At 34.9% G+C, this 13,384-nt stretch carries 10 protein-coding genes, 1 tRNA gene and 1 pseudogene; 8 read left to right on the top strand and 4 right to left on the bottom strand.

Annotated features, from left to right (window positions below; translation table 11 throughout):
* Window positions 1–3: 3 nt before the first annotated feature.
* From ACQH2Q_RS05625 to ACQH2Q_RS05595, 7 genes and pseudogenes are all read left to right on the top strand, one after another.
* On the top strand, window positions 4–1,671 hold the full coding sequence (locus tag ACQH2Q_RS05625) for an aminopeptidase P family protein (protein WP_265024010.1): 1,668 nt from the start codon (window positions 4–6) through the stop codon (window positions 1,669–1,671).
* A 121-nt stretch (window positions 1,672–1,792) separates the two neighbouring features.
* Window positions 1,793–2,158, top strand: coding sequence for a hypothetical protein (locus tag ACQH2Q_RS05620; protein WP_064125381.1), 366 nt, complete (start codon window positions 1,793–1,795; stop codon window positions 2,156–2,158).
* A 397-nt stretch (window positions 2,159–2,555) separates the two neighbouring features.
* Entirely contained in the window at window positions 2,556–3,200 is a 645-nt protein-coding gene (locus ACQH2Q_RS05615) for an alpha/beta hydrolase (RefSeq protein ID WP_319606718.1), read from the top strand.
* A gap of 5 nt (window positions 3,201–3,205) precedes the next feature.
* Entirely contained in the window at window positions 3,206–4,012 is an 807-nt protein-coding gene (locus ACQH2Q_RS05610; protein ID WP_182309590.1) for an SDR family oxidoreductase, read from the top strand.
* A 232-nt stretch (window positions 4,013–4,244) separates the two neighbouring features.
* Window positions 4,245–5,322: pseudogene (locus tag ACQH2Q_RS05605) on the top strand (IS3 family transposase).
* 171 nt (window positions 5,323–5,493) lie between these two features.
* Window positions 5,494–8,079, top strand: coding sequence for a DNA polymerase I (gene polA, locus ACQH2Q_RS05600; protein ID WP_338481758.1), 2,586 nt, complete (start codon window positions 5,494–5,496; stop codon window positions 8,077–8,079).
* 49 nt (window positions 8,080–8,128) lie between these two features.
* Window positions 8,129–9,268 carry a hypothetical protein gene (locus ACQH2Q_RS05595; RefSeq protein WP_264339616.1) on the top strand — a complete coding sequence of 380 codons (1,140 nt, stop codon included), beginning with the start codon at window positions 8,129–8,131 and terminating at the stop codon, window positions 9,266–9,268.
* A gap of 36 nt (window positions 9,269–9,304) precedes the next feature.
* Here ACQH2Q_RS05595 and ACQH2Q_RS05590 read toward each other — a convergent pair whose 3' ends face one another.
* The 4 genes from ACQH2Q_RS05590 to ACQH2Q_RS05575 all read right to left on the bottom strand — a co-directional run bounded on the left by ACQH2Q_RS05590 (window position 9,305) and on the right by ACQH2Q_RS05575 (window position 11,697).
* Window positions 9,305–10,084 (bottom strand): exodeoxyribonuclease III, encoded by a 780-nt coding sequence (locus ACQH2Q_RS05590; protein WP_006280373.1) that lies wholly within the window; start codon window positions 10,082–10,084, stop codon window positions 9,305–9,307.
* Complete coding sequence (locus tag ACQH2Q_RS05585) at window positions 10,084–10,791, bottom strand: uroporphyrinogen-III synthase (protein ID WP_010962976.1); 708 nt, start codon at window positions 10,789–10,791, stop codon at window positions 10,084–10,086. Before ACQH2Q_RS05585 ends, ACQH2Q_RS05590 begins: the two co-directional genes overlap by 1 nt.
* A gap of 253 nt (window positions 10,792–11,044) precedes the next feature.
* Entirely contained in the window at window positions 11,045–11,542 is a 498-nt protein-coding gene (locus ACQH2Q_RS05580) for a hypothetical protein (RefSeq protein WP_425383440.1), read from the bottom strand.
* 70 nt (window positions 11,543–11,612) lie between these two features.
* Window positions 11,613–11,697 (bottom strand) — tRNA-Leu (locus ACQH2Q_RS05575).
* A 62-nt stretch (window positions 11,698–11,759) separates the two neighbouring features.
* On the opposite strand from ACQH2Q_RS05575, the gene tldD reads away from it, so the two are divergent.
* The gene (gene tldD, locus ACQH2Q_RS05570; protein WP_010962974.1) at window positions 11,760–13,178 is read left to right on the top strand and encodes a metalloprotease TldD; all 1,419 of its coding nucleotides are present in this window, start codon (window positions 11,760–11,762) and stop codon (window positions 13,176–13,178) included.
* The last annotated feature ends 206 nt before the right edge of the window (window positions 13,179–13,384 follow it).

The raw sequence follows: 13,384 nt of genomic DNA, 5'->3' as shown, positions 1-13,384 counted from the left end.
TCTATGTCAAAAATCGAAGAATTTCGTTCTTTTATGCACGAGATAAACGTTGATGCATTTATGTTGCATACTAAAGATGAATATTTAAATGAGTATTCAGAGGAGCTAACAAAGCTGTGTGGCTTTACAGGAACAAATGGGCTACTTATCGTTACAAAAGACAACAAGTGCCCATTTTTTACGGATGGACGCTATATTACACAAGCTCGCAATCAGCTCGATCGGGGCAATTTTCAAGTATATAATATACAAGAAGAGGATCCACGCGAATGGATAAAAGCAAACTTAACATCGACTGCCTCACTAGGTTATTATTTGCAATATTTTACCATCGAAGATATAAGAAAGTATGAGAATATCTGTAAATTAATACCCTGTTTAGCTGGAAAAAAAAGTGACTATCGAAAACAAGCAGTGGTTTTACATTCTATTAAATATGCTGGTAAAAGTAGTAAGGACAAATGTGAAAAAGTCGCTAAAAGTATAGATAAAGAAGCTGAAGCAGTGCTTTTAACTGATCCAAATTCAATTTCGTGGTTATTAAATTTAAGAAATGAAAATGCTAAATATACTCCATGTATATTGGGCCGTGCTATATTGTATAAAAGCGGTAATGTTGATTTGTTTATTCAAGATAAAGAACATTCAACTATAGAAGCAAATTTAGGCAACCATATAAATATTTTTGATATTAGTGAGCTAGAAAATTCGCTGCACAAGCTAAATTCAATAGTTATAGATCCAAACACAACTCCAATGAGTATCATGGCTGTAATAAAAGATAAACAGGTAGCTGAGAGAGAAGATCCTTGTCTAATTTATAAAGCAGCAAAAAACCAAACTGAAATAGCTGGGGCTATAAATGCGCATATCAGAGATGGAGTGGCAGTTACAAATTTTCTATATTGGCTTGAAAATAATGTTGGTACAGAACTTGAAGCTGAAGAAAAGATTTTAGAATACAGAAAAGAGCAGAATTTGTTTAAACAATTGAGCTTTCCAACAATTTCCGCATTTAATGAAAATGGTGCAATAATTCACTATCGTGCAAGCAGTAAGACGAATAAGGTAATTCAGAAAAATGGACTATATTTGATTGACTCTGGTGGCCAGTACCTTGACGGCACAACTGATGTGACAAGAACTGTAGTAGTTGGTAATCCAACTGATGAACAAATAACCCACTATACAATAGTACTCAAAGCTCACATTGCTATAGCAAGTGTCGTCTTTCCCCCCGGCACTACTGGTGGAGAATTGGATATATTGGCACGTACGCATTTATGGAAATTTGGAATGGACTATATGCATGGTACAGGGCATGGAGTAGGAAGTTACCTATCAGTACACGAAGGACCACAAGCAATATCAAAAAGTAATAAAGTAAAATTAGTACCAGGTATGATACTATCCAACGAACCTGGCTATTACATTCCGGGAGAGTATGGAATAAGAATTGAAAATCTGATGTATGTTGACAGGCAAGAGAATGGCTTCTTAAACTTTAAACAACTGACCTCTATTCCATATGATAGAAGACTAATAAATGTGCAAATGCTTACTAAGGATGAAATTGAATGGATAAATGGCTACCATCAATTTGTCTATAAAAACTTAGAAAATAGCGTAAAAGATAAGGAATGGTTAAAGAAGGTATGTGACCCTTTATAAGCAAAGGAGCATTTTTTATTATTTAAAAAGTATTAATGCAATTGTGACAGGTATTTTGTATTGTTTTTAATTTTAAAATAATATATAATAAAGAACACGTATTTTTAGGTAGGTTATAATTATGATAGACAAAGGGCAAGAAGATGAATTTATGAAGCAGTATATGGATACTTGCAAAGAGCAAATAGAAAAATTAGCCAAGGATCCTGAATTGCTTAATCAGACTTTAAAACCATTTATGCAAATGTCTCAGCAGCTTATGGCTGGCGGTATGTTAGAAGGGGCTATGCCTGGCATGATACCTGATTTGGGCAGTATGGATGTTAACAAGATGATTGCTCAGATGAAGGAAATGATTGACTACATAAGAGGTAACTATAAGGAACTAATGAAAGAGCACAGCTCGCAGATTCAAGAGCTTGATGAATCCAGTAAAAAGCTAAGAGGCTTAGTTAAAAAATTGATAGAAAAGATCGAAAGTAAGTAAATAACATCTGGATTTCTGTCATTCTATATACAACTTTCTAGTTGGACGGTAAGTCGAGGTCAATTATTGATGCCATGCAAGTGGTGTAGCTACTTGCATAGCATTTATACCAGTTTTCGTAAATAAATAAGGTACGTTGCTTAAGGCTGCAGTTATAGTGAGGTATTTTTTCTAGTTTGTTTTCTTATTTCTGAGGTTTATAGCTAAGGTTTTCCCTACGTCATACCGCGATTCATTCGCGGTATCTCAGCCGCTAACGAGTAGCGGAATGACGGTTTTTCAAATCGTCGATGAACCTAAGTTACTTTATCTGTAGTATCGGGAACGTAATTGCACATTGGTTTTACAAATGTGAAAATTAGTGTTAAATAAAAATATAAACGCAAAAGGAAAAGAAATGATTGAACTTAAAGGCCCAGAAATTTGTGCAGGCGGAAATAAGAAAAATTTGATTATTTTTTTACATGGTTGGGGCTCAAGTGGCGATAATTTTATTCACCTTGCCAAAGTTATGAGCAAGTTTTTACTGGGTTCATATTTTGCAGTACCCAATGCTCCGTTTGAGAGAGAAATAGGTGATGGTTATCAGTGGTTCAGTTTGGAAGATCGTAGTGAGGAAGCGCTATATAATGGAGTAAAAAATGCTACATCAATTGTAAATCATTTCATTGATACAAAATTAAAGGAGCTTAATTTAAAAGATACGCAACTTTCTTTAGTTGGATTTTCTCAAGGAGCAATGCTTGCAATACATACAGCTCTCACCCGCTCTCAATCCTGTGCATCAGTTGTTGCATACTCTGGTAGGTTTCTTTTACCTTCAAAAACTGCACCAGAGATCAAATCAAAACCTAACATATGTGTTATCCATGGTGATGCTGACGACGTGGTACCTTTTTCGTCCCTCGACTTAGCGGTTAAAGCTCTGAAAGAAAATGGAGTAAATGTTGAAGGGCACCCAATTCATGGATTAGGGCATATTATCAATGAAGAGGGAATAAAATTAGGAGTAGAATTTATCAAGAAGAACTTTAAAAATTAATTTTCATGCACTTGTTTTGCTTTGGTTATGGATATGTAGCTAAATTTTTATCGAAAAAACTACTGAACTTAGGTTGGAAAGTTAGTGGCACATCAAGAAGTAAAAATATACAAAATGTAATCCTCTGTAATTATGAGAAAGTTAGCCAAGGTCTGCTTAAAAGTGCAACGCACGTTTTAATTTCTATTCCTCCAGATGGCGATGATGTTGTGGAGAGATACGGTGATTGCCTGCAAAATGTTAAATGGCTTGGTTATTTGTCTGCAACTAGCGTCTATGGTGATCACTCTGGTAATTGGGTTGATGAGGAATCTAAAACAAAACCTATAGAAATCAGAGGAGAAAAGCGCCTTAAATCTGAAAGGAAGTGGCTAAATAGCAGATTGCCTGTACATATTTTTCGTTTAGCTGGAATATACGGTCCTGGTAGGAACGTGTTAATTGACTTGCAGCTTGGCAAAGCAAGAAATGTGAAAAAAGAAGGGCATTTTTTTTCTCGTATTCACGTTGAAGATATATCGAATATTTTATTTTCTTCCATGCAAAACATAAAACCTGGTGAAATATACAATTGTGCAGACGATTTACCCACTACACGATCTGAAGTGATAATGTATGCGGCCAAACTTCTCAATGTTAGCCCTCCAGAGCCAATTGAGTTACCAGATTATGCACAGAGTTTTTATTTAGGATCAAAAAAAGTAAGTAATGTTAAAATTAAAAAAGATCTTAATGTCTCTCTAATTTATCCTAACTACAAGGTGGGATTAGAGAGTTTGCACGTAAACAAAACTGAAATCACATCAGAATGATAGATAGGCTTATTGTCACTGCCATTAAGTTAAGGAAAGAATGGTTAAAAACTGAACTAAAAAGTCAGAAATAATTAAGGATTTATGACAAATGCTGAAACAGAATAGAGTAAACTTTAAAGTAGATAAACTCTGAAGTGTAAATTACTTAAGAAATAGTGACCTTACCCAGAAAAAGTGGAGAGAAAGAAAAGAGTTTTTTTGGGTAAAATAAAATTTTGGAGGATTAGAAATGGTAAGAGAATATACAGCAGAATTCAAATTGGAAGCTGTTAAACTGGCAAATGAACAAAGAAAGGTAGGTCAACCAGTTGCAAAAGTAGCAAGAGATCTAGGAATAAGGGATAGTGTATTAGGAAAATGGATGAAGAAATATAACGAAAAAAAGTCAGCGGCAAATGCATTTCCAGATGTAGCACCTTATGACAAAGAGAGGTTTGATTTACAAAGCAAGAGTAACAAGGGAAAGAGACATTTAAAAAAAAGCCCTGGCCAGTCAAAAAGAGTAAAATATTTTTTTATATAGTAACTGCTATAAAGTACAGGAATTATGTAGGATTTTCTGCTAGTGGCTACTATAAGTGGACCACAAGAAAAATAAGCAGTAGAGAATCAGCAAATAAAGAGCTACTCGAAGCTATTCAAAAAATATATCAAGTTTCTAAATGTAGATATGGAGCTCCTAAAATTCATGCTGAATTGAAGGCTTTGGGTAAAAGTTGCAATTTGAAAACGGTGCAAAGTATTATGCAGAAAAATGACATCAGGGCTATACTGAGAAGAAAGTTTAAAATTAAAAAACAACAAACAGATAATAGAGCTGTAGCTCCCAATATATTAGACCAAAACTTTATTGTTGATCAACCAAATAAAGTATGGGATTACTTACATCAAAACCAAGGAGGGATGGCTATATTTGGCAGCAATAATTCTCACGTATGGTAGTTAATGAGTAGTGCAATAAATAAACAATTGGTTATGAACTCTTTATTAATGGCCATTAATAGGCGTAAACCTGTTAAAAATCTACTGCTGCACAGTGACCAAGGTTCACAATATACTGCGCAAGGGTATCAATATCTCTTAGCTGTAAAGAATATAGATGAGTAATAAAGGCTGTTGTTACGACAATTCTGTTGCAGAAAGCTTCTTTAGCTCATTGAAAAGAGAAATACTTATTGATACTTCACAACACTCTGCTCAACAAACTAGAACTGCAATATTTGAATACATAGAAATTTTTTATAACAAACAACGTCACTATTAACTATTGCATTCCTGAGCATTTTGATTCATCATTCTCTTTGTGAAAAACATTCCACACTTTCTCTCCACTTTTTCTGGGTAAGGTCATATGTGTACATCCCCATCATGAATGCTATTTTCGGTAAAATCTCTTACAACGCTCAAAAGCAGAAAAACAAAAACTTGATTTTCTCAGCTAAATAGTGGACCATCAAAAGCACGCATAAATATCTACAATGAAAGAAAAAACTTTCACAATCATCGATGGCTATGGTTTTCTTTTCAGAGCTTACTATGTACTACCTCACTTAATTACCACAACAGGAATGCCAATAGGTGGTGTATATGGCTTTCTGAATATGGTTCTTAAGTACATTGCCCATTCGGACTACTTAACTATAGCACTTGATGCAGGGAAAAAGAATTTTAGGCACAATTTATATCCTGAGTACAAAGCGAACAGAGTAACGCCTCCTGAGGATCTAACTCCACAGTTCACCATACTGAGGGAAGCGGTAGAAGCTTTTAACCTCAGCTATGAAGAGATTGAAGGTTATGAAGCAGATGATATAATCGCAACACTAGCTGCAAAATACGCCAACCACCAAGACTTTAAAGTGGTAGTCGTTTCATCAGATAAAGATTTGTTCCAGCTTTTGAATTACAACATTCTAATATTTGATCCTATTAAAAATATATACATAGATGAAAAACAAGTAATAGAAAAATTTGGTGTAAACTCACACAAGCTTCTTGATTTATTTTCTCTAACTGGTGATGCATCTGACAACATTCCAGGCGTTCCGGGAATAGGTCCGAAGACTGCAGCTAAATTACTGGATGAATTTGATTCATTGAATAATATTATAGAGAACATTGATAATATCGAGCAAACGAGGATTCGTAATATTCTCACCGAACATAAGGAAAAAGCTCTAATTTCAAGAGAACTTTTATCACTATGCGAAAAAGTAGACCTTCAACATGATATTGCAAAATATGAAGTCCATTCTCCAAATATGGAAAAACTATTATCCTTTTTAAAGAAGTATGAATTCAATTCCTTAATAGGGAAAGTGGAAAAGCTTTTTTCCTATAATGGGTCTAGCACAAAAGAGAAAATAGAATATAGTAGTGAAGAGTTAGAGAAATTTTTGGAGCATTGTAGATATGAAGGCAGAATTGCAATTCATTGCCACTTTGAAGACAACTTATTAAATAAAATTTCCTTATCTTATAGCGAAAGTAATATTTTTTATATAGAGCAAGACAGCATACAAGATGCACTCATTATAATTAACTCAACTTTACTCTCAAATGGGGCGCTTAAAATAATACATAACATTAAAGAAATCAGGAAAATCTTCCCTACAGTAGAGAAGATGCTAGATTCAGTTGATGATTTGATGATAATGTCGTATAGCTTGGATACAGGAAAGCATGATCACAGTATTCCAAACATAGTTGCGCATAATTTGAGTGAAAATGCAGAAATTTTCTCGGCAAAAACTTTAATAGCAATTCATGAAAAGCTAAAGCAAAGGTTATTTCAGGAAAAATTGCTCACAATTTACGAGCGCTTCGATAAGCCACTTATGAAAGTAATATTTGATATGGAGAAAAATGGGATATTACTGAACATACAAAAATTACAGGAGCTGTCCGATAAATTTCAGCAGGTAATTGCCGTGCTTGAAGATGAGATATATAATTTGGCAGGAGAAAGATTTAATATTGCTTCGCCAAAACAATTAAGTGATGTTTTGTTTAACAAAATGGGGCTTAATAAAAAGAAAAAGTCAAAAAAATCTGGATCGTATAGCACCAATTATGAAGTTCTAGAGGCACTCGAAGAAGAAGGGGTAGAAATCGCAAGTAAAATCTTAAATTGGCGACATTTAAGTAAATTAAAAGGCACCTACACTGATGCATTAATAAAGCAAGTTGATCCACTTGATGGTAGAATACACACAAGCTTTTCAACGACTGCAACTGCAACTGGAAGGCTGAGCTCCAGCAATCCTAATTTACAGAATATTCCTATCAGAAGCGAAGAGGGAAATCTTATCAGACAAGCATTTATTGCGCCAAAAGGGCATAAGATAATTTCTGCTGACTATTCACAAATAGAGTTAAGACTCCTGGCACACGTTGCAAACGTTGCAGCATTTAAAGAAGCTTTTGCAAACGGACAAGATATTCATGAGATCACCGCTAGGCAAGTTTTTGGAGTGCAAGAAATAGATGAGCAATTAAGACGCAAAGCAAAATCCATCAATTTTGGAATTATATATGGCATTAGCCCATTTGGTCTTGCAAAGCGGCTTGGAATTACCATTGCGGAAGCTGCTGAATACATTAATTACTATTTTTCCTGTTACCCAGAAATAAAGGCCTATATGGAAAAAGCAGTGTCTATCGCAAGATTGCATGGTTATGTAGAAACTTTGTTTGGCAGGAGATGCTTTGTAAGAGACATAAACAATACAATTCCTTATATAAGACAATTTGCAGAAAGGGCAGCAATAAACGCACCACTGCAAGGAACCGCTGCTGATATAATAAAACGTGCGACAATTCAGCTTTTTGACCAATTGAAAGTAGGTAAAATAATCCTCCAGGTTCACGATGAACTACTGGTTGAAGTAGAGGACGAAAAGGTACAAGAAACAGCAAAACTTATGAAAGATATAATGGAAAATGCAATAGAAATTTCTGTACCACTTGAAGTAGAAATAAAAGTTGGCGACAACTGGGGTCTAAATTCCCTTAATTATGACTTAAACATCGTGAATTCTAGGAGTATAAATCATTTGAACTAATACGAAAAATATGTTAGAATAGAACATAGCAAATGCAAATAGGTCAGCCATGATAGGCCCACAAGTAAAAAGTTCAAAACCTCCAAAGTTACCTACTCAGGTAACTAACAAAGATGAGAAAGTTTTTAAATTTGAAAAAGAGAAACATCAGTTAATCTATCGTACTTTCCTAGATATTTTTAAAAATCCAGAAAAACTAGAAGAGCAAACGAAACAGGAAATAGAAAAGAAGGAACAGGAAATAGAAAAGAAGAAACAGAAATTGAAAGAAAAACAAAAATTACAGAGTGATCTGAAGTCATTAAAGGAACGGTTACCTCGATTACAGGATGAAAATGAAAAGAAAATTTTTACTTTTGTATTTGAGAATAGTGGAAAGATATTCAACAATGTCAATCCAGAAGATATAAAATCACTCAGTGAAGAGAATTTTTCTCAGTTTTTACTTTCCGTATTTGAGAAAATTAGAGAGAAAAAATTAGCTAATGAGGAGAATCTCAAGAATGGTAAAATAAAAGAAGTAGTAGATGACTGTGTAGCTGATATACGCGGTACAGAAGCTAAAGATTCATCCATAAAGTTCGTATTGGAAATGCCGCTGCTGCTAATTGGAGGGATCAAAATAGACCCGAAAAATATTTCTGGCTCCTTTATGGATGGGGTGAAAGAAAAAATACCATTCTTGGGTAAAGACAAAAAAGAGGAAGATGAACCACCACTTAGTGATGAAGAGATGGTAACAACGTTCTTAAGCAAGATCTTTTTTCCTGTCCTTCTTTCCACTATTCCAATGTTAATTTTTGGTCCTACTACACTCGGAGTAGTTGTTGCTGCTATTGGTGCAATATTCGTCATAAAAGGAGGAGTGGAGGTTCTTTTTTCAAATGACAAAAAAGGTACTTTATATAACCCTCATTCGCAAGATGAAAAGAAAAAAGAAGGATGGGATGGGAAAGTTCTTGATGGTATCAATACAATTTTAAAAACTTCAGTCAAAGGAGCTGAGAAATGCACCTCTGTTTCTGAACAAATTTCCCAAGGAAAAGAAAAGAGTGAACAACAGCATGTTCCTGAGAAAGTTTCCCAGAAAAATGAAAAGAGTGAACAACAACCTAACCCTATGCTTGAAAAAATTAGTGTTGGTCAGCAAGCTAAAAACACAGTGCGGCAGACAAGTAAGACTCCTTAGGTTTGCCAAAAAGTGAGTTGTGTAAGAGGTCTACTATTATTCTATAGCACATACAACAGGAGTATGGTCAGACGGATTTTCTAGCTTACGCAATCTATCATCTATGTAGCATGTTTCCAATTTATCTACAGCTTGTGGTGATAACAGCATATAATCTATTCGCATTCCTTGATTATTTCTGAGTGAATTGCCTTGATAATGCCACCAAGTGAATTGTTGCAAATTTGGGTGAGATATTCTAAACGCATCTTTAAACCCAAGATTCAAGATCGCTCTTAACTTCTCACGTTCTCTTATATGAAAGCACACTTGGCCATTCAATAAGTTTGAATCAAAGACATCAATTTCATCCGGTGCAACATTATAATCGCCAGCTATAATAGTTAACTCTTCATTCTTTAACAAAGTGCTCATCCTTTCATATAGATTATCAAAAAACTTGAGTTTATATTCAAATGCTTGAGAGTCCGGGCTTTGACCGTTTGGAACGTATACACTTCCCACCCTTACCTTCTGATTATTGTGCTTTATTATGCACTCTATATAACGCGCTTCTTGATAACCTTCTACGATATCAATCTTAAACTTCTCCAGTATCGGATATTTAGATAAAACACAAACGCCATTTCTTGCAACTTGTCCATAGATAGCATATTCATATCCTAACTTTTCTATCTCCGCATAAGGAAATTGCTCTTCCGTACATTTTATCTCTTGCAGCAAAACTATATCTATCTGACTATCAACTATAAAACTACAAAGTTGGTTAACTCTTTTACGTATGGAGTTTACATTCCAAGTTGCAATCTTTAGCATCAGCAATCCTTATTAATTATATCAATTAAACTCTCCCCAGTAGGCAACCTCGATGTTATAATTTTTTTCCACTTGATTAACTTTAAACTATCAGCAATGTTTTTACTCATGGTATATGCAACTGTATTATTCATCACATGAGATAGCCCACTTTTTAGAACTAATGAACAAAATACCCTTGCTGTCTGTGAGGAAAAAAAAGCAACACTACCAATTTTACCATCCAACAGTAAATTTTTACACCTATTAGTTAGACTCCTTTTAATGATTGTTTTATAGAGTACAACTTCTCTTACGTTAAAATCTTCTTCAGATAATCTCTTTTTTAGGTCACATGATACTTCTTGTCCTCTTATATATAAGAACTTTATTGCACTTGAATAGTGAGCTTTTATGAATGATATCAGACCATCAACGTTGCTGTCTGCTGAGATTATATCAGAAAATCCCAAATTTTTTGCAGCCTGCATGGTTGAATTACCAACTGTAATAATCGGAAAGTCATCCACTTTGCATATTTGACTAAAAGCCTTTACACTGTTTTTACTTGTGGATATTACAACGTCAAATTCGTGTGCAGATATATCAGGATTTAAGTACTTTATTGTGAATACTGGTTCTATATAAACTTTGTATCCATACTTTCTCAATATATTTCTTGTATTGAACGAATCCAATAAAGGCCTCGTTAATAAAATAGACTTCATTCTGATTTATTTTACTACCAGTAAAATAGTACCCTTTATACACAAATTACTGAATAAAAACTTTTATTTTGATAGCTTGAGCAATTATTCAAGTAATTGATGTGGAAGTAGGAGTACTAAGCGCTCCTACCCCAATAAGCCCACAATTTCTGCTTACACTTTTTTGACGCTAATTACATCGAACTCTTTTGAATGGCTTCCTTCAGTGGAATTATATAGCTAATATTCCTGTATAAGTTAAATAAGTTAATACTTAAGCTTGTACTCTTGCAGTATTTGAAGAGAGATTCTCAAGGACGTTTTTTGTCTGTGGTTCACTAATCATAGTTTGAACGATATTAGCTGCCATAATAACACAGCCTAGAATAAAAAAAGGCGTAGAAACAAAATAAATAACAGAAGACTCAAAAAGCGACATAGATGCAATACCTCCTATTAGAAATGAAGCACTGGATGCTATATCAAGATAGATCTTTGTTAACTTTTTTTGTCCTGGAGTGTTTTTTATGCCAGATTTCTTATTAAGATTCTGTTGTCGGGAATGATCATTTAGTGACCATATATTTAAAGCAAACGAAAGTGCACTGAATATAGTGCCGGCAATACTAAAATACAGACTTAAGACAGGAATATTCAAGAACAATGCCGCTATGTATCCAATGAAAGAGATAGTAGATAGTGTAGTAACTAAGCGTTTCGAGTAAGTTCGTACCTTCTTTCTGTAGGCTAACTTATCTTTTTCACCATACATAGCATAAATATTACCTAATATGTTATATTATAACATTAATTAATTCAATAAGCAATATGGAAGCTAAGAGTGCCCGAGAGAAGACTTGAACTTCCACAACTTAAAAAGTTACTAGCACCTGAAGCTAGCGCGTCTACCAATTCCGCCACCCGGGCTTTTTATAGTTTACTATGTTAAAGTTAAATAATATACTTAAACAATTTTTAGTTCAAAGGTAATGCCAAATCTAGATCAAATATTTTTTGCTCAAAACAATGTTAATATTAATAACGTATATAAAATAGTCAATAACGCTTTGAGCAATAGCGATGGTGGTGAGCTGTTTCTAGAATTTTGCCAGTCGGAGTCCCTGGTTTTTGAGGATAACATATTAAAACACATGGACTTGAATACTAGAAGGGGATTTGGTTTAAGGTCTTTTTGTGAAGATAGTACATCTTTCGTTTGTTCTTCTGAGATCAGCGAAAAAGAAATTAGTAATGCTGCTTCTATGGTAAAAAGCTCAGTGTCTTTAAACAAGACAAATTCAATAAATTTAAACGAAGAGACAAAAAGCCTATATTCGAGGATTAACCCTATAAATGAAATGGATCTGAATTCAAAGATTAAGCTACTCAATGAGGTTAATGAGTATGTAAGGTCCAAAAATAACTGCGTGAAGCAAGTAAAAATAACTCTAAGTGGAGAATGGCAAGTTGTACAAATAATAAAGGGTGATCACAGATTAAGCGATATCAGGCCTCTGGTACGTTTTAATGTGCTAGTCATTGTAGAAAAAGATGGCCGTACCGAAAGAGGTTCTGCAGGGCATGGTGGAAGGGACTCTTATAGTAAGTTTATTTCTGAGAAAAAGTGGAAAGAAGTTGCAAACCAAGCGTTAGAACAAGCACTGGTAAATCTTGAAGCAATTCCAACTCCAGCCGGAGAAATGACAGTCGTTTTAGGTCCAGGCTGGCCAGGAATATTGTTACACGAAGCCGTGGGTCATGGACTTGAGGGCGACTTCAATCGCAAAAAAGTCTCAGCATTTTCAAATTCTGTGGGTAAACAAGTAGCAGCTAGTGACATCACAGTAGTTGATGACGGAACTCTGCCCAATTTGCGCGGCTCTATCAGCGTAGACGATGAAGGCACTCCACCCAGTTATAATATATTGATAGAGGATGGGATCCTAAAAGGATACATGCAGGATCATATGAACGCTAAACTCATGGGTGTAAGCCCAACTGGTAATGGTAGAAGAGAAAGTTATAAAGAAGTTATTATGCCGCGCATGACAAACACCTATATGTTGCCCGGAAAGTATACACCGAAGGAAATAATATCTAGCGTAAAGAAAGGTCTATATGCAGTAAATTTCGGTGGTGGGCAGGTTGATATAACGTCAGGAAAATTTGTTTTTTCATCTTCGGAAGCTTACCTAATAGAAAATGGCAAAATTACACAGCCAGTAAAAGGAGCAACACTAATTGGTGACGGTCCAACAGTGTTGAAAAAAGTATCTATGGTTGGTAATGACTTAAAGTTAGATCCTGGTGTTGGCACATGCTCGAAAGATGGACAAAATGTGCCCGTTGGAGTTGGTCAGCCGACACTCAAAGTCGACGCAATAACTGTTGGTGGAACTGAGATATAGATAAGGGCTAAAACGGATTCCAGCGCACGGCGCACAGCTGTACAAACATTATGATTTGGAAGCAATTGCCACCAATAGGGTGTCATCCCAGTGTCTGGGCACTGCCTTTGTGTTTGAGGCAAAACTGGCTATAACATTTAACACACTGCTTTCGCAAATAAATGTTCGTACAGTTATGTGTCAGCTACTTGGATGACACTTTTGTA

The sequence above is a fragment of the Wolbachia endosymbiont (group A) of Melieria omissa genome, assembly GCF_964031125.1.
Taxonomy (GTDB): Bacteria; Pseudomonadota; Alphaproteobacteria; order Rickettsiales; family Anaplasmataceae; genus Wolbachia; species Wolbachia pipientis.
The sequence above is the reverse complement of the archived record's forward strand: the minus strand, read 5'-3'. Positions and strand labels throughout refer to the sequence as shown.